Raw genomic sequence first — 17,039 nt, forward strand, 5'->3', positions numbered from 1 at the left:
CTTCGCGGCAGGCGATACTTTTGTCGGTATCGAAAGCTATCGAGGCTCGAACTACAACGATACGTTCTACGCCAGTGCAGCGGCCGACAACCTCGACGGCTACAACGGCATCGACACGCTGAGTTACGCGCAGTCGGAGCAGGGCATCAACATCACCATGACGGCCGCACGGTCGGGTACCGGTCTGGGTGGCGACGCTCAGGGCGACACCTTTTCCGACTTCGAAAACATCATCGGTACGAACTACAACGACGTGTTTACCGCTTCGGCTGGCACTACAACCTTCTACGGTGGCGCCGGCAATGACGTGTACATCATCAACGGTTCGGCCAGCCAGAACGTGGTGGAAATGGCCGGTGGTGGTGATGATGAAGTGCGTACCAATCAGAACATCATCACCCTCGCGCCAGAGGTCGAGCGTCTGACGTTCACCGGGACTGGCAACTTTATCGGTACGGGTAACGCATCCGATAACATCATTACCGGCGGTGCCGGCAATGACACCCTGAAGGGTGGCGCAGGTGCCGACCAGTTCAATGGTGGAGAGGGTTTCGACACAGTAAGTTATGCCGATAGCACGACAGGATTAACCATCAACACGAAAACCGGTCTTCATACCGGAATTGCGGCCGGCGATGTCTACTCCAGTATTGAAGCCATCATTGGTTCGAACTTCAGTGATGTGTTTGTCGGAGACGCGGGGATCAACCGCTTCGACGGTGGTACCGGCATGGACATGCTGAGCTTCGCCGACGAAAGTACCGGCATTGTTCTTGATTTGAGTGCGCCGGTTCTGACCGGGATTGCGGCGGGCGATATCTATTCGTCCATCGAAATATTCCAGGGGACTTCTCAGGCTGACAGTTTTACCGGCAGCGCGGCAGCAGCGGAAAACTTTGTCGGTGGCGCGGGCGCGGATCTTTTGACGGGCGTGGGGCGAGGTGATGGTGCCTGGTACCTGACAAGTGCAGGGAGCGTGCAAATCAATTTGCTGGATGGAACTGCTTCAGGCGGTGACGCTCAAGATGATGTATTAATCAATATCGATAATCTGATGGGGTCGAACTTCAACGATTCGCTGACGGGGAATGCCTATTCGAACAAGCTGGAAGGTGGAGCCGGTAACGACGTTATTTACGGCGGTGACGGCGATGACTTTATCTATGGCGGTACTGCCACCGATACCAGCGCTTTCGGTGGCTTGCCAATCAGAGGCGTTCAAGCCGATATGCTCTACGGTGGTAACGGCAACGACACAATGCGAAGCGCTGACGATGATGCTGGTAGCGTTCTATATGGCGAGTCCGGGAATGACAATATCACTGTGTCGTCCGCAATTGCCGATGGCGGTGACGGCAACGATACATTGACCGGCACGGGGTATGGCTATGTGCTTCAGGGTGGGGCGGGTTCGGATACGTTGAACTTGCGTGGTTCGGGTGACGCTTTGGGAGGCGAGGGTGGTGATGCTTACATCGTCTTCTCCAAAACTATGGTTGGTATTCAAGACCTGGGGAGCACGGGCATCGATACCGTTACCCTGAAGAACATCCAGAGCCTCAGTGAGGTCCGGATCGTCAAAAATGATCTGGGTGCTTACATCTTCAACGCGGCCGACCTGCAAAGCGGCAACCTGGATTCCGGCGTGTTCCTCAAGGACTGGTACAAGGGTGGGAACACAATCGAAACCTTCTACACCAACAACGGCGATTCCTTCACCATTCCGGTGGTAGGACAGGCATCGGCTGAGCTGTCGATGGTCTGACGGTAAGTCGCTACTCGCAAAAAACGGCGAACCTGTGATTCAGGGTTCGCCGTTTTTTTTGCCTGGATTTTTTCACCGGCCAAAAGAAAACCCCCGACAAACCAGAAGTCTGTCGGGGGTTTTCTTTTGTCTGGAGGAATCAGGCGTTTCGCAACGCCCGATTCAGCTCAGCTTATTGGCAAGCTTCGCAATCCGGCTCGTCGATGGCGCAAGCCTTCGGTACTGGAGCAGGGCCGGCAGGCGCTGCCAGGACCGAATCGTCACCGTGGTTGCCGCCGCTGGAAACAGCGTTCAGCTTGCCGGTGTTGATGGTCGACTTCTCGGTGCTGGTCGCGGCCAGGGCACGGAGGTAGTAGGTGGTTTTCAGACCACGGTACCAGGCCATGCGGTAGGTCACGTCCAGCTTCTTGCCCGATGCGCCGGCGATGTACAGGTTCAGCGACTGGGCCTGGTCGATCCACTTCTGACGACGGCTGGCGGCGTCAACGATCCACTTGGTGTCCACTTCGAACGCGGTCGCGTAGAGCTCTTTGAGTTCTTGCGGGATGCGCTCGATCTGCTGAACCGAACCGTCGTAGTACTTCAAGTCGTTGATCATGACCGAGTCCCACAGACCGCGAGCCTTCAGGTCGCGAACCAGGTACGGGTTGATCACGGTGAATTCGCCCGACAGGTTCGATTTCACATACAGGTTCTGATAGGTCGGTTCGATCGACTGCGATACGCCGGTGATGTTGGCGATGGTGGCGGTCGGTGCGATGGCCATGATGTTCGAGTTACGGATGCCTTTCTGTACACGGGCGCGAACCGGTGCCCAGTCCAGGGACTCGGTCAGGTCGACGTCGATGTACTTCTGGCCACGTGCTTCGATCAGGATCTGTTGCGAATCCAGCGGCAGCACGCCCTTGGACCACAGCGAACCCTGGAACGTCTCGTACGAGCCGCGTTCGTCGGCCAGGTCGCAGGAAGCCTGGATCGCGTAGTAGCTGACCGCTTCCATCGACTTGTCGGCGAATTCGACGGCAGCGTCGGAACCGTAAGGGATGTGCTGCAGGTACAGCGCGTCCTGGAAGCCCATGATGCCCAGGCCGACCGGACGGTGACGGAAGTTGGAGTTCTTCGCCTGCGGTACCGAGTAGTAGTTGATGTCGATTACGTTGTCGAGCATGCGCACGGCGACGTCGATGGTGCGCTTGAGCTTGGCGGTGTCCAGCTTGCCATCGACGATGTGGTTCGGCAGGTTGATCGAGCCCAGGTTGCAGACCGCGATCTCGTCCTTGTTGGTGTTCAGGGTGATCTCGGTGCACAGGTTCGAGCTGTGGACCACGCCGACGTGCTGCTGCGGGCTGCGCAGGTTGCACGGGTCCTTGAAGGTCAGCCATGGGTGGCCGGTTTCGAACAGCATCGACAGCATCTTGCGCCACAGGTCTTTGGCCTGGATGGTCTTGAACAGCTTGACCTTGCCCGGGTACTCGGTCAGGGCTTCGTAGTACTCGTAGCGCTCTTCGAAGGCCTTGCCGGTCAGGTCGTGCAGGTCCGGTACTTCGGACGGCGAGAACAGGGTCCACTTGCCGTCATCGAAGACACGCTTCATGAACAGGTCAGGGATCCAGTTGGCGGTGTTCATGTCGTGGGTACGACGACGATCATCACCGGTGTTCTTACGGAGTTCGATGAACTCTTCGATGTCCATGTGCCAGGTTTCCAGGTAGGCACAGACAGCGCCTTTGCGCTTGCCACCCTGGTTAACGGCAACGGCGGTGTCGTTCACCACTTTCAGGAACGGAACCACGCCCTGGGACTTGCCGTTGGTGCCCTTGATGTACGAACCCAGTGCACGAACCGGGGTCCAGTCGTTGCCCAGGCCACCGGCGAATTTCGACAGCATGGCGTTGTCGTGGATCGCGTGGTAGATGCCCGACAGGTCGTCCGGAACGGTGGTCAGGTAGCAGCTCGACAGTTGTGGACGCAGGGTACCGGCGTTGAACAGGGTCGGGGTCGAAGCCATGTAGTCGAACGAGGACAGCAGGTTGTAGAACTCGATCGCACGGTCTTCTTTCTGCTTCTCTTCGATCGCAAGGCCCATGGCCACACGCATGAAGAAGATCTGCGGCAGTTCGAAGCGCACGCCATCCTTGTGGATGAAGTAACGGTCGTACAGGGTCTGCAGGCCCAGGTAGGTGAATTGCTGGTCGCGCTCGTGGTTGATCGCCTTGCCCAGTTTTTCCAGGTCGAAGGAGGCCAGCACAGGGTTAAGCAGTTCGAACTCGATACCTTTGGCGACGTAGGCCGGCAGCGCCTTGGCGTACAGGTCGGCCATCTCGTGGTGGGTCGCGCTCTCGGCGACGCCCAGGAAGCCCAGGCCTTCGGCACGCAGGGTGTCCATCAGCAGGCGGGCGGTCACGAACGAGTAGTTCGGCTCGCGCTCGACCAGGGTACGGGCGGTCATCACCAGCGCGGTGTTGACGTCGTTCAGGGCCACGCCGTCGTACAGGTTCTTCAGGGTTTCGCGCTGGATCAGGTCGCCGTCGACTTCAGCCAGACCTTCGCAGGCTTCGGTGACGATGGTGTTCAGGCGGCCCATGTCCAGCGGCGCGAGGCTGCCGTCGGCGCGGGTGATGCGGATCGACGGGTGCGCTTGTACCGGTGCGTCGGCGGTGGTGCGGGTGGCGCGTTCCTTGGAACGGGCGTCGCGGTAGATCACGTAGTCGCGAGCCACTTTCTGCTCGCCGGCACGCATCAGGGCCAGTTCGACCTGGTCCTGGATTTCTTCGATGTGGATGGTGCCGCCCGAAGGCATGCGACGCTTGAAGGTCGCGGTGACCTGTTCGGTCAGGCGGGCAACGGTGTCGTGGATTCGCGACGAAGCGGCAGCGGTGCCGCCCTCAACTGCGAGAAACGCTTTGGTGATAGCGACGGTGATCTTGTCATCGGTGTAAGGAACGACAGTGCCATTACGCTTGATCACACGCAGTTGACCAGGCGCGGTGGCAGCCAGATCCGAATTCGAATCGGCGGCCTGCGGCAAGGTGCCCTGCGGGTTCTCGCGAGTTGTGTCGGTTTGCATGGGTGTCTCCACGTTCTCTATGTTTGTTTGGGCACCATCACGGTGCCCACCGTTCCGTCCTGAAGCACTACGACCGGCCAGCGCCGGGTAACGACTTCGGGACAGTTCAGGAAGTGGGCCTTGTGGGCGCCGCTTCCATGCCGAAGTCTTCGGTTCGCGCGATACGCGTGAAACCGCATTCCTTTCGGGGAGCAGTTTCGGACTGCAACACCCGTACCGTTTACGCCGTGATCGGCTGAAAAACGGTAGCCATCCGCAGGCGCGGTTTGGGCTTCTGAAAATACGTTTGGTTCAACCCGACAATGGCAATAAAAAGCCTTGAATTCACTGTCCGGTTTGTGTTTGGTTTTTGGCGCGAACCCCTACATGTAGGGTTTTTTTGAGCGCGGGCTACAAGATAATGCGTTTTGGGGGGCGATTGCAACGGACAGCCTGTGGATAACCCTGTGCGTAAATTGTGTGCGAAACAGGGAAAACCTTTGTAGGCCGTGAACCTGCTGAGCTAGACCGTTTGTCACTGTTTTTTCGCCGGGAAAAACGCTTCAGCGGATTTTTAAGGGCGCGAACCCTATCACAAAAAACGGCCTTGTCCGAACGCATTTACCGACTTGTGTTCTCGCTGTACGCCGTTTATACAATCGGCCCTGACGCACGCATTCTTATCCTCCTTAAAGATGACAAAAAGACGGGAGGATCCTTCCTTTATTCGCAGCATCGGCAAGCAGAGGTCACCCGTGGAGCAAGAAGCCTGGCAGGTATTGATAGTCGAGGACGACCAGCGTCTGGCCGAACTGACCCGCGAATACCTGCAAGCCAACGGATTGCGTGTGGAGATCGAAGGCAACGGGGCGCTGGCGGCGGCGCGGATCATCAAGGACCAGCCGGATCTGGTGATCCTCGACCTGATGCTCCCCGGTGAAGACGGCCTGAGCATCTGCCGCAAGGTGCGCGACCAGTACGACGGGCCGATCCTCATGCTGACCGCGCGCACCGACGACGCCGACCAGATCCTCGGCCTCGACATCGGTGCCGATGATTACGTGTGCAAACCGGTGCGCCCGCGTCTGTTGCTGGCGCGCATCCAGGCGCTGTTGCGACGCAGTGACGCACCGGAGCCGGCGGCGGGCAGGCCACGTCGTCTGCAATTCGGCCCGCTGGTGGTGGACAACGCCTTGCGCGAAGCCTGGCTGAGCGACAGCGGCATCGAGTTGACCAGCGCCGAATTCGATCTGCTGTGGCTGCTGGTGTCCAACGCCGGACGGATCCTGTCGCGGGAAGAAATCTTCACCGCGTTGCGCGGCATCGGCTACGACGGCCAGGACCGTTCGATCGATGTGCGCATCTCGCGCATCCGCCCGAAGATCGGCGATGACCCCGATCACCCGCGCCTGATCAAGACCGTGCGCAGTAAAGGTTATCTGTTCGTGCCTGAAGCTTGCGTAGAACTGCCGCTGTGAATTCGATCTTCCTGCGCATCTATGGCGGCATGTGCGCGGCGCTGATCCTGGTGGCGGTTCTCGGCGTGCTGGCGCTGCACCTGCTCAACCAGGTGCGCAGCGAGCAATACCGCGAACGTCTGGCCCACGGCACGTTTTCGTTGATGGCCGACAACCTGCAACCGATGAACGAGACCGAGCGTCACCGCGCCTTGCTGGTGTGGGAGCGGTTGCTGGGGATTCCGCTGACGTTGCAGACGTTCACCCAGACCGATCTCGATCTGACCCAGCGTACCCGCGTGCAGCGCGGCCAGGCCCTGGTGGAGCAGACCGGGCCGCACGCGGCAAAGGTCTACCGCCTGGTCAGCGACAAGGAGCAGTTGGTGCTGGTCGGCGAGGTGCAACAGATCAGCGAGCAACTGGCCCGGGCGACCATCTACCTGCTGGCCGATGAACTGGTGCGGGTGCCGGTGGGCGAGCAGCCCAAACGCCTCGCGCAACTAAAGGAAGAGAAAGGCTTCGGCTTCGACCTGCGACTGGTCACCGTGGACGAGGCCGACATGGATGAAGACCAGAGTCGTCGCGTCTCGGAAGGCGATACGGTGATGGCGCTGGGCAAGGGCGGCGATTCGATCCGGGTGTTTGCCGGAATGGTCGGCACGCCGTGGGTGCTGGAAATCGGTCCGCTCTATCAAATGAATCCGTACCCGCCGCAATGGCTGGTGCTGATCGCCGCATTGGGTCTGACCCTGATCGGCCTCATCGTCTATTTATTGGTGCGTCAGCTCGAACGGCGTTTGCGCGGTCTCGAAGCAGCGGCCACGCGCATCGCCAAGGGCAGCCTGGAAACCCGTGTTCCGGCACGCGGTGCCGACTCGGTGGGCAAACTGGCGGCGGCGTTCAACGGCATGGCCGAGCACCTGCAACAGTTGCTGGCGATCCAGCGTGAGCTGGTACGTGCGGTGTCCCATGAGTTGCGCACGCCGGTGGCGCGGCTGCGATTCGGTCTGGAAATGATCGGCTCGGCCACCACCCCGCAAGCACTGGAAAAGTACCGCGAGGGCATGGACCACGACATCGAGGACCTCGATAAATTGGTGGACGAAATGCTCACCTATGCGCGGCTGGAGCAGGGCTCGCCGGCGCTGACCTTCCAGCGCATCGACCTCGATGCACTGGTCAATCAGGTGATCGAAGAACTGGCGCCACTGCGCGCCGACGTCACGGTGCAACGCGGCTTGTGCCTGTCGGCGGCTGATTGCGACGATGCCTGGGTCGAGGCCGAGCCGCGATATCTGCATCGCGCCTTGCAGAATCTGGTGGGCAACGCCATGCGCCATGCGCGCTCGAAGGTCACGGTCAGTTATCAGGTCGGGCAGATGCGTTGCCGGGTGGATGTCGAGGACGACGGCCCGGGTGTGCCGGAGAGTGCCTGGGAGAAAATCTTCACGCCCTTTCTACGGCTGGACGACAGCCGTACCCGGGCGTCCGGTGGGCACGGCCTGGGCTTGTCGATTGTGCGGCGGATCATCCACTGGCATGACGGCCGGGCGCTGATCGGCAAGAGCAAGAGTCTGGGCGGGGCGTGTTTCAGTCTGAGCTGGCCGCGGAATCAGGAGCGGCGCTGAAAGCGTTCAAGCCTGGATGCTGACCAGGCTCAACAACTGCCCGTCGTGCACCCCGAACTGTGCATCCAGTTCGGTCCCGTTGCGCCATTCGCTGGACAGGTCCGTCAGCAGGCGCAGTCTTACATGACCTTGCTCGGTCCACTCGAGCACTTCGGCGTGCTCGAAATAGAAACGCTTCTGGACGATCGGGTACAGCGCCTTGAACAGGCTTTCTTTCACCGAAAACGTCAGTGTCACCCACAACGCCAATTGATCGCGGGAACCAGCCGCCATGCGCTTCAACTCCGCTGGCGTCAGAATCTCCCCGGCCAGCCGTTCGGCCCGTTCGGCGTTGAGCAGGTTTTCCATATCCATGCCCAGCCCACGCCAGTGTCGTTTGTTGGCGACAATCGCGGCTGCCCGGCCGGTGCTGTGGGTGATCGAGCCACAAATATGTGCCGGCCACACCGGTGCGCGATCTTCGCCAATGGCCGGAACACTGCTTGAGCCTTCCAGCTGCTCTAACGCAGCCCGGGCGCAGACCCGCCCGGCGAGAAACTCCGCCTGACGCTTGGCCACCGAACGCTGGATGCTCGGCGGTGGCTCGATGGCGCTGCGGCGGAAGTCATTGCCAAGCAGTTGCGACGGATCGAAGTGGGTGCTCAGCAGCACGGTGTCCGGCAGCACGGTCGGCAATGGCCAGTGGGCATCGAGCGGGGTACAGCAGGCGGGGAGGAGAGGGCTGGAATTCATGGCGGGCATTTTGCCGGGTTGCTTTGTGGCTGGATAGTGCGCAGGTGTGGAACGTTCCCGCGCAGGGCGCGGGAACGAGTGGGTTCAGCCAAAGATTTTCTTGAAGAAGGTCTGCATGTCCGCCCAGGATTTTTCATCCGCAGCCTTGTTGTAGCCGATGTCCGGGCCACCGTGATCGCCGTGGCTCAGGCGATCCGCATCGGGGTTGGTGAAACCGTGCTTGGCGCCGTCGAGGTTGACGAACTTGTAGTCGGCGCCGGCCTTGTCCATTTCAGACTTAAACGCCGTGACGTTGTCGGCGGTGACCATGCTGTCCAGCGCGCCGTGCTCGACGAGGATTTTCGCCTTGACGCTGCCGGGCGTCGCCGGGGTCTTGGTGGCGAGTGCGCCGTGGAAGCTCACCACGCCAGCCAGTGGTACGCCTTGGCGAGCGGCATTCAACACCACACCGCCGCCAAAGCAATAACCGATGGCGGCCAGTTTGCCGGTGTCGGTTTGTGGCTGTTTTTTCAGCAGGTCGAGGCCGGCCTCGAAGCGTTTGCTGGCGGCATCGGCGTTCTGCGTGGCCGCCTGCATGAACGCCATCGCATCTTTCGGGTGTTCGGTGTTCTTGCCGTCACCGTACATGTCGATGGCCAAAGCGCTGTAGCCAAGCCCGGCGAGATCCCGGGCGCGGCGCTTGGCGTAGTCGTTCAGCCCCCACCATTCATGGACCACCACCACACCGGGGCGAGTTCCCTTGATCGCGTCGTCATAGGCGTAATAACCGATCAGTTTCGTGCCGTCGGCGCTCTGGTAAGGTATTTCCTCGGTTTTGATCGCAGCCGCGCTGAGGCTGCTGAAGGCGAGCAGGGTGAGGGCAAGGAACAGGCGCATGATCGGGTCTCCTGACAATAAAAGGTCAAGACAGCCTAGTTCATTTGATTGCGCCCGGGTTCAGGGTGCGTTCAGGGCAGGTACAGGCCGGGTTCAGTAATCTTGAACCACGTCCGAGGGATGTAATGAACAGGACCCTCAAAAGCGGCAGTACACCGTTGTCGCAGGTATGCTGTTGGAGATGCTGATTGGCCCGGGAGAGTGTCATGAAACTGTTGGTCGTCGAAGATGAAGCGCTGTTGCGCCATCACCTGCAAACCCGCCTGACGGAAAGCGGTCACGTGGTCGAGTCCGTGGCCAATGCCGAAGAGGCGCTGTACCAGACCGGGCAATTCAATTTTGACCTGGCGGTGATCGACCTCGGCCTGCCGGGCATGGGCGGGCTCGATCTGATCCGCCAGCTGCGCCAGGACGGCAAGAGCTTTCCGATCCTGATCCTCACCGCCCGTGGCAACTGGCAGGACAAGGTCGAAGGCCTGGCCGCCGGCGCCGACGATTATCTGGTCAAGCCGTTCCAGTTCGAAGAGCTGGAAGCACGGCTCAATGCGCTGCTGCGTCGCTCCAGCGGCTTCACCCAGTCGTCCATCGTTGCCGGGCCGCTGCTGCTTGACCTCAATCGCAAGCAGGCGACCCTCGATGAACAGCCGCTGGCGCTGACCGCCTACGAATACCGGATTCTCGAGTACCTGATGCGTCACCACCAGCAAGTGGTGCCCAAGGATCGCCTGATGGAACAGCTGTACCCGGACGACGACGAGCGTGATCCGAACGTGATCGAAGTGCTGGTCGGACGTCTGCGGCGCAAGCTCGAAGGCCCGGCCGGGTTCAAGCCGATCGACACGGTGCGCGGGCTCGGCTACCTGTTCAATGAGCGCTGCACTTGATCCGTTCGCTTCGTGTTCGCTTGATGTTGGCCGCCACGACGCTGGCGGTGTTCTTTATGCTCGCCTTGCTTCCGGCGATGCAAGGGGCGTTCAGCCTGGCGCTGCAGGATTCCATCGAGCAGCGCCTGGCCTCGGATGTCACCACACTGATTTCTGCTGCACGGATTGAAAACGGTCGGCTGGTGATGCCGATGCAGTTGCCGGACGAGCGTTTCAACCTCGCCGACTTCCGTTTGCTCGGCTACATCTACGACCGCGAAGGTCATCTGGTCTGGCGCTCGAAAGCGACCCAGGAAGAACAGATCAACTACAAACCGCGTTACGACGGAATGGGCAGCGAGTTTGCGCGGATTCGCGAAGCCAGCGGTCAGGAGTTCTTCGTCTACGACGTCGAAGTCAAACTGCTCGGCGGCAAGAACGCGGCGTTCAGCATCGTCGCGCTGCAACCGGTGCGTGAATACGAAACCACCCTCGAAGGCCTGCGGGAAAACCTCTACCTCGGCTTCGGCGCTGCGTTGCTGGTCTTGCTTTCGTTGCTGTGGATCGGCCTGACCTGGGGCCTGAAAGCCTTGCGCAGGCTCAGTCAGGAACTGGACGAAATCGAAAGCGGCACCCGCGAAAGTCTCACCGAACAGCACCCCCGTGAACTGTTGCGCCTGACCGGCTCGCTCAACCGCTTGTTGCACAGCGAGCGCCAGCAGCGCAGCCGTTACCGCGACTCCCTCGACGATCTGGCCCACAGCCTGAAAACGCCGCTCGCGGTCTTGCAAGGCGTCAGCGAAGACATGGCCCAGCGCCCTGAAGATCGCGATCAGGCCTGGGTGCTGCAAACCCAGATCGAACGCATGAGCCAGCAGATCAGCTATCAACTGCAGCGCGCCAGCCTGCGCAAAAGCGGCCTGGTGCGCCATCAGGTGCGCCTGCGCCCGGTGCTCAAAAGCCTGTGCGACACCCTGGACAAGGTCTACCGCGACAAGCGCGTGCGCGTAGCATTCGACCTGCCGGAACATTGCTACCTGCCAATCGAGCAGGGCGCCTTGCTGGAAATGCTGGGCAACCTGCTGGAAAACGCCTATCGCCTGTGCCTGGGCGAAGTGCGCATCAGCGTGCGTGAAACCCTGGCCGGGATCGAGTTGTGCATCGAAGACGACGGTCCCGGCGTCCCGCAACATCAGCGGGCGCGGATTCTTGAGCGTGGCGAACGACTGGATCGCCAGCACCCGGGGCAGGGGATCGGTCTGGCGGTGGTCAAGGACATCATCGAGAGCTACAACGCCAAATTGACCCTGGGCGATTCGCCGATGGGCGGGGCGGTGTTCAGGATTCATTTTCCGGCGGTGTGATCGCCTACTGTTCCTGCGCCCGATACGCCCCCGGCGTCAGCCCCGTCCACTTCTTGAACGCTCGATGAAACGCCGACGGCTCGGAGAACCCGAGCTGTTCGGCGATCTGTTGCAACGACAGATCGGCCCGCCCCAGGTGGTAGATCGCAATGTCCCGGCGCAACTGATCCTTCAACTCCTGAAAACTGGTGCCTTCCTCGCGCAAATGCCGGCGCAGGGTTTGCGGGCTGATGTGCAGATGCGCCGCCACGGCTTCCAGGTCCGGCCAGCGTGCACTGTCATGGCTGAGCAGGCGGCGCAATCGGCTGCTGAGGCTGTTGCCGTCGTCCGGGCGAGACAGCAGGTCGGCGGGGGAGCGTTCGAGGAAATGCTTGAGCGTACGTTCGTCCTGCAACAGCGGCATGTGCAGATAGCGACTGTGAAACACCAGACTGCTTTGCGGCGCCGAAAACGCCAGCGGGCACGAGAACAGCAAATCGTACTCCGCCCCGTGCGCCGGTTTCGGGTAGCTGAATGTTGCCTGTTCCAGGCGAATCCGCTGGCCGATCAGCCAGCTGCCGAGGCGGTGCCAGATCACCAGCAGGCTCTCGGAGAGAAAGTGATCCGGGTCCCACAATTGCGAATCGTCGAGGCTCAGACGCACCCATTCGTCTTCATGGGTCAGGCTCAGGCGCGGGGCCTCGGGGAATAGGCTATAAAACAATAAGCCGCGTTGCAGAGCCTTTTCCAGGCTGCGGCAATGGATGATGGCGTGGCACATCATGGCGAAACTGCCGGTCTTGCTGGGCGCGTTGCCGAAACCCAGGCATTCGTCGTCCAGGGCCAGCCACAGGTTCTGGATCAGTTGGGTGAACAGTTCCGGGGCGATCCGCGCACGGGGCTCGTCGAGCAGTTCGGAACTGATGCCCAGTTGCAGCAGCAGGCCCGAATAATCGAATCCGCGACGGCGTGCGCCGACGAGGGCGGCACGGGCGAAGTGACTGGCGATGGTGCGTTCGCGCATAAGCGGCAAATCCTTCCTCTGGCGACCGATGGTAGCCGGCGGCTCTGATCGGCAACAAGGCGGATTTCCGCCAAATTGTAGGACGAGAGCGGGTGCGTTGGCGGAAATCCGCCACACTTGAGTAACCAGATGGTGACACAGAAAAACCTGCATCCCCTGATATCAAAAGGCTTGCAGCGATTTGCACCAAAGTGGCACGACGTTTGCGATAAGAGCGACAGAAGCGTGCGCCGAGCCGGTCCGGAAAGCGTCGTTCGACACAACAAATCCCTCCAGTGCAGGAGGGTTCGCAATTCAAGTGTCGCGTTCAACAGATGGATGTTGCCACGCGGGACTCTTGAGGAACTTTGCAATGACGACTCGTCAGCCACTGTACAAATCCCTGTATTTCCAGGTGATCGTCGCAATCTGTATCGGTATTGCGCTCGGCCACTACTACCCGCAGTTCGGCGTGGCCGTTAAGCCACTGGGTGACGGGTTCATCAAACTGATCAAAATGATCATCGCCCCGATCATCTTCTGCACCGTGGTCAGCGGCATCGCCGGCATGCAGAGCATGAAGTCGGTCGGCAAGACCGGCGGTTACGCACTCCTGTACTTCGAAATCGTTTCGACCATCGCCCTGCTGGTCGGCCTGATCGTGGTCAACATCGTGCAGCCGGGCAACGGCATGCACATCGACGTCGCCACCCTCGACGCCTCGAAAGTCGCCACCTACGTGCAACAAGGCGCTGACCAGAGCGTTGTCGGCTTCCTGCTCAACGTGATCCCGACCACCATCGTCGGCGCGTTCGCCACCGGTGACATCCTGCAAGTGCTGATGTTCTCGGTGATCTTCGGTTTCGCCCTGCACCGCCTGGGTGCCTACGGCAAGCCGATCCTGGACTTCATCGATCGTTTCGCCCACGTGATGTTCAACATCATCAACATGATCATGAAGCTTGCGCCGATCGGTGCCTTCGGTGCGATGGCCTTCACCATCGGTGCCTACGGTGTCGGCTCGCTGGTGCAGCTGGGTCAACTGATGGCTTGCTTCTACATCACTTGCCTGGCGTTCATCCTGATCGTGCTGGGTGCCATCGCCCGCATGCACGGCTTCAGCGTGCTGAAGATGATCCGCTACATCCGTGAAGAACTGCTGATCGTACTCGGCACTTCCTCGTCGGAATCGGTACTGCCACGCATGCTGATCAAGATGGAGCGTCTGGGCGCGAAGAAATCGGTAGTGGGTCTGGTGATCCCGACCGGTTACTCGTTCAACCTCGACGGTACCGCGATCTACCTGACCATGGCGGCCGTGTTCATCGCTCAGGCGACCGACACCCACATGGACATCACTCACCAGATCACCCTGCTGGTGGTGTTGCTGCTGTCCTCCAAAGGCGCCGCCGGTGTGACCGGTTCGGGCTTCATCGTGCTGGCCGCCACCCTGTCGGCGGTAGGTCACCTGCCGGTGGCCGGTCTGGCACTGATCCTGGGTATCGACCGCTTCATGTCCGAAGCCCGCGCCCTGACCAACCTGGTCGGCAACGCCGTTGCGACCATCGTTGTGGCCAAGTGGGTCAAGGAACTGGACACCGACGTACTGGACGCCGAGCTGGCCTCGGGCGGTCGCGGTATCGTCGACCAGCGTCACGAAGACGACCTGGGTGTGGCCGAAGGCCCGACCCCGAGCAATGTGAAGTAAGCATCGCTTGAATGGAAAAACCCGCTTCGGCGGGTTTTTTCATGTCTGCGATTTAAGTGCACGATTTGAGCACAACGGTCAGCGTAACTGACGCATCCGGTAATTGCCCCATCGTTCATGGCTGCCTAGGCTGCATGCATCGTTGATGGAGATCGCCCATGTCTGCACCGCTGGCCTCACTGAAGATTCTGGATTTCTCGACCCTGCTGCCGGGACCGTTCGCCTCGCTGCTGCTGGCGGACATGGGCGCCGAGGTGCTGCGCATCGAATCGCCGACCCGCCTCGATCTGCTGCGGGTGTTGCCGCCTCACGATCAAGGCGTCTCGGCCAGCCACGCTTATCTGAACCGCAACAAGCGCAGCCTGGCGCTGGATCTCAAGCAGCCCGAGGCGCTGGAGCTGGTGAAGCAGTTGCTGGCGGATTACGACATCGTGCTGGAGCAGTTCCGCCCCGGCGTGATGGAGCGGCTGGGGCTGGGCTACGAGGCGCTGAAGGCGATTAATCCGAAGCTGATTTATGTGTCGATCACCGGTTACGGCCAGACCGGGCCGTACAAGGATCGCGCCGGCCACGACATCAACTATCTGGCGCTGGCCGGGCTCTCCAGTTACACCGGGCGAGCCGACAGCGGGCCGTTGCCGCTGGGCATGCAGGTGGCGGATATCGCGGGTGGCTCGCTGCACGGGGTGATCGGCCTGCTGGCTGCGGTGATATCTCGCCAACAGACGGGGCAGGGCACACACCTGGACGTGAGCATGACCGACTGCGCCTTCAGCCTGAATGCCATGGCCGGTGCCGGGTATCTGGCCTGCGGCGAGGAGCCGGGCTGGGAGGATCAGATGCTCAATGGCGGCAGCTTCTACGACTGTTACCGCTCCCGCGACGGGCGCTGGATGTCGGTGGGCAGTCTGGAGCCGGCGTTCATGCAGCAACTGTGTGCGGCGCTGGGGCGGCCGGAACTGGCGGCGCAGGGCTTGTCACCCAAGCCTGAGCAGCAACGCGCACTCAAGGATGCCTTGAAGGTCGAGTTCGAGAAGCATGACTTTGCCGAACTGTGCGAGCTGTTCGCCGGGATTGATGCCTGTGTCGAACCGGTATTGAATCTGGGCGAGGCGGTGCAGCATCCGCAGTTGCAGGTGCGGGAGCTGGTGACGCAGGTGCCCCGTGGGGATGGCTCGACGCAGGCGCAGATCGCTTGCCCGCTGAAGTTCTCCGAAGCCTTGCCGGCGCCGCGACATGTCGGCGCGGCGCTGGGGCAGCATACGGATCAGGTGTTGGGGGAGTTGGGCTTGAGTGTTGAGCGCATTGCCGAATTGCGGCGAGCCAAGGTGATCGCCTGACTCACTCGACCCGCATCTCGCCACTGAACACCAATGTGTTCCGGCATCGGCGGCACAAATACCGCCGGCCTTGCCTGACCAGACTATGGCGCTGCGCCGAAAACGGAAAATCACTGTCGGCACACGGGCATTTGTAGATATAGCGGGTCACGCTGCGGCGTTTGACTTCGTAGGTGTGGCAGCGGTCCGGCGGCAGCTCGTAGACGCCGCGCATGATCAGTTGCCACTCCTCGCCATGGGGCTGGATGCGGTCGCCGAACAGTTGATGGGCGATCAGGTGCGCGACTTCGTGGGCCACGGTCTGCTTGAGGAAATGCTCGGTGTTCTCCCGGTACAGCTGCGGGTTGAAGCGCAGCAGGTTCTCGTGCAGATGTGCGACCCCGGCTTTTTGCCCGCGCAGCTTGAGGCTCACCACGGGGCGTTTGAAAGGACGTTTGAAAAAGGATTCAGCGAGTTGGAAACAGTCTTCGACGCGGGTATTGAGTTGCTCGGGCATGCTTGATGGATCTCCAGAGAGTCGGAGTATGCCGCAACCGTCCGGCCTTGCGTATCGCCGAACTGCCGAATGGTCGTGGCGCTTTTCCCTGGCATGAGAAGGCCGCCTTGCGGCGGCCTGTGTTGGCGGATCTTGTTCTTCTCGGCGGTGCAGCCAGTTGATTGGTGGCTCTCTAATTTGTGTAGACAGGCCCCACGCCCAGTCCCCAGACAATCACGGTAAACGCCATGATAGCCACCAGCACCACCAGACCTACCGCCAGTACCGAGCTGGAAAACAGAAAACCCTCGTCAGACGGAATGTTCATGAAGGTCGGCAACCCCACATACAGCAGGTACACCGTGTAGCAGATGGCCGCCGTACCGACGATCATCCCCAGCCACATATGCGGATAGAGCGCCGCCAGGCCGCCGACGAACAGCGGCGTTGCGGTGTAGGTGGCAAACGCGACGCAACGGGCCAGGCTCGGGTTGGCGTCATAGGTGCGGGCCATCCAGTGCACGAAGGCACCCATGACCGCGACTCCGCCGAGCATCGCCAGGTACGACATGATGGTCATCCACAACGCGCTTTCGACGGTGAGCATCACCGGGGCGCGGCTGCCGATGACCCAGCCGACCTGAGTCGTGCCGATAAACGCCGAAATAGCGGGGATCGCCGCCAGAATCAACGTGTGCGTCAGGTACATGTGGCTGATGCTTTCCTCTTGGTCGCCACGGATTTCCTTCCATTCCTGATCGGGGTGGGTAAAAAGTCCCACTACGTGATGGATCATGCCAGTC

12 protein-coding genes and 1 pseudogene are annotated in these 17,039 nt (G+C 60.7%); 7 read left to right on the top strand and 6 right to left on the bottom strand.

The window, feature by feature from the left end; all coding sequences use genetic code 11:
• A pseudogene (locus M5B44_RS18175) lies at positions 1-1,765 on the top strand (calcium-binding protein); the annotation flags it as partial.
• A gap of 172 nt (positions 1,766-1,937) precedes the next feature.
• On the opposite strand, the gene M5B44_RS18180 reads toward M5B44_RS18175, so the two are convergent.
• Complete coding sequence (locus M5B44_RS18180; protein ID WP_114884855.1) at positions 1,938-4,832, bottom strand: ribonucleoside-diphosphate reductase subunit alpha; 2,895 nt, start codon at positions 4,830-4,832, stop codon at positions 1,938-1,940.
• A gap of 734 nt (positions 4,833-5,566) precedes the next feature.
• Here M5B44_RS18180 and M5B44_RS18185 point away from each other — a divergent pair.
• Positions 5,567-6,289, top strand: coding sequence for a response regulator (locus M5B44_RS18185; RefSeq protein ID WP_248740071.1), 723 nt, complete (start codon positions 5,567-5,569; stop codon positions 6,287-6,289).
• On the top strand, positions 6,286-7,896 hold the full coding sequence (locus M5B44_RS18190) for an ATP-binding protein (protein WP_248740072.1): 1,611 nt from the start codon (positions 6,286-6,288) through the stop codon (positions 7,894-7,896). The genes M5B44_RS18185 and M5B44_RS18190 overlap by 4 nt, the downstream gene beginning before the upstream one ends.
• 6 nt (positions 7,897-7,902) lie before the next feature.
• Here M5B44_RS18190 and M5B44_RS18195 read toward each other — a convergent pair whose 3' ends face one another.
• Positions 7,903-8,628, bottom strand: a complete 726-nt coding sequence (locus tag M5B44_RS18195; protein ID WP_248740073.1) for a 4'-phosphopantetheinyl transferase family protein — start codon at positions 8,626-8,628, stop codon at positions 7,903-7,905.
• 84 nt (positions 8,629-8,712) lie between these two features.
• Positions 8,713-9,504 carry a dienelactone hydrolase family protein gene (locus M5B44_RS18200; RefSeq protein ID WP_248740074.1) on the bottom strand — a complete coding sequence of 264 codons (792 nt, stop codon included), beginning with the start codon at positions 9,502-9,504 and terminating at the stop codon, positions 8,713-8,715.
• 206 nt (positions 9,505-9,710) lie between these two features.
• Here M5B44_RS18200 and M5B44_RS18205 point away from each other — a divergent pair, with 206 nt between their 5' ends.
• The gene (locus M5B44_RS18205; RefSeq protein WP_085710996.1) at positions 9,711-10,388 is read left to right on the top strand and encodes a response regulator transcription factor; all 678 of its coding nucleotides are present in this window, start codon (positions 9,711-9,713) and stop codon (positions 10,386-10,388) included.
• Entirely contained in the window at positions 10,385-11,731 is a 1,347-nt protein-coding gene (locus tag M5B44_RS18210; protein WP_248740075.1) for an ATP-binding protein, read from the top strand. The genes M5B44_RS18205 and M5B44_RS18210 overlap by 4 nt, the downstream gene beginning before the upstream one ends.
• Before the next feature lie 4 nt (positions 11,732-11,735).
• Here the strand turns inward: M5B44_RS18210 and M5B44_RS18215 are convergent, their stop codons facing one another.
• Positions 11,736-12,734: an AraC family transcriptional regulator gene (locus M5B44_RS18215; protein WP_248740076.1), complete on the bottom strand. Its 999-nt coding sequence runs from the start codon at positions 12,732-12,734 to the stop codon at positions 11,736-11,738.
• A 352-nt stretch (positions 12,735-13,086) separates the two neighbouring features.
• On the opposite strand from M5B44_RS18215, the gene M5B44_RS18220 reads away from it, so the two are divergent.
• Both M5B44_RS18220 and M5B44_RS18225 read left to right on the top strand, forming a co-directional pair.
• Entirely contained in the window at positions 13,087-14,421 is a 1,335-nt protein-coding gene (locus M5B44_RS18220; RefSeq protein WP_085710993.1) for a dicarboxylate/amino acid:cation symporter, read from the top strand.
• A 158-nt stretch (positions 14,422-14,579) separates the two neighbouring features.
• Positions 14,580-15,761, top strand: a complete 1,182-nt coding sequence (locus tag M5B44_RS18225) for a CaiB/BaiF CoA transferase family protein (RefSeq protein ID WP_248740077.1) — start codon at positions 14,580-14,582, stop codon at positions 15,759-15,761.
• Position 15,762: 1 nt separating this feature from the next.
• On the opposite strand, the gene M5B44_RS18230 is transcribed toward M5B44_RS18225, so the two are convergent.
• Together M5B44_RS18230 and M5B44_RS18235 are read right to left on the bottom strand one after the other, a co-directional pair.
• Positions 15,763-16,257, bottom strand: coding sequence for a SprT family zinc-dependent metalloprotease (locus M5B44_RS18230; RefSeq protein ID WP_007957760.1), 495 nt, complete (start codon positions 16,255-16,257; stop codon positions 15,763-15,765).
• 172 nt (positions 16,258-16,429) lie between these two features.
• Entirely contained in the window at positions 16,430-17,032 is a 603-nt protein-coding gene (locus M5B44_RS18235; protein WP_085730410.1) for a Yip1 family protein, read from the bottom strand.
• Positions 17,033-17,039 lie beyond the last annotated feature (7 nt).

This window comes from Pseudomonas sp. MWU12-2029, from assembly GCF_023242425.1.
GTDB classification, from domain to species: domain Bacteria; phylum Pseudomonadota; class Gammaproteobacteria; order Pseudomonadales; family Pseudomonadaceae; genus Aquipseudomonas; species Aquipseudomonas kribbensis.

Excerpts from the sequence above, each read along its gene's own strand:
- M5B44_RS18180 (WP_114884855.1), bottom strand. The coding sequence starts at position 4,832 with ATGCAAACCGACACAACTCGCGAGAACCCGCAGGGCACCTTGCCGCAG.
- M5B44_RS18195 (WP_248740073.1), bottom strand. The coding sequence starts at position 8,628 with ATGAATTCCAGCCCTCTCCTCCCCGCCTGCTGTACCCCGCTCGATGCC.
- M5B44_RS18200 (WP_248740074.1), bottom strand. The coding sequence starts at position 9,504 with ATGCGCCTGTTCCTTGCCCTCACCCTGCTCGCCTTCAGCAGCCTCAGC.
- M5B44_RS18205 (WP_085710996.1), top strand. The coding sequence starts at position 9,711 with ATGAAACTGTTGGTCGTCGAAGATGAAGCGCTGTTGCGCCATCACCTG.
- M5B44_RS18215 (WP_248740076.1), bottom strand. The coding sequence starts at position 12,734 with ATGCGCGAACGCACCATCGCCAGTCACTTCGCCCGTGCCGCCCTCGTC.
- M5B44_RS18220 (WP_085710993.1), top strand. The coding sequence starts at position 13,087 with ATGACGACTCGTCAGCCACTGTACAAATCCCTGTATTTCCAGGTGATC.
- M5B44_RS18225 (WP_248740077.1), top strand. The coding sequence starts at position 14,580 with ATGTCTGCACCGCTGGCCTCACTGAAGATTCTGGATTTCTCGACCCTG.
- M5B44_RS18230 (WP_007957760.1), bottom strand. The coding sequence starts at position 16,257 with ATGCCCGAGCAACTCAATACCCGCGTCGAAGACTGTTTCCAACTCGCT.
- M5B44_RS18235 (WP_085730410.1), bottom strand. The coding sequence starts at position 17,032 with ATGATCCATCACGTAGTGGGACTTTTTACCCACCCCGATCAGGAATGG.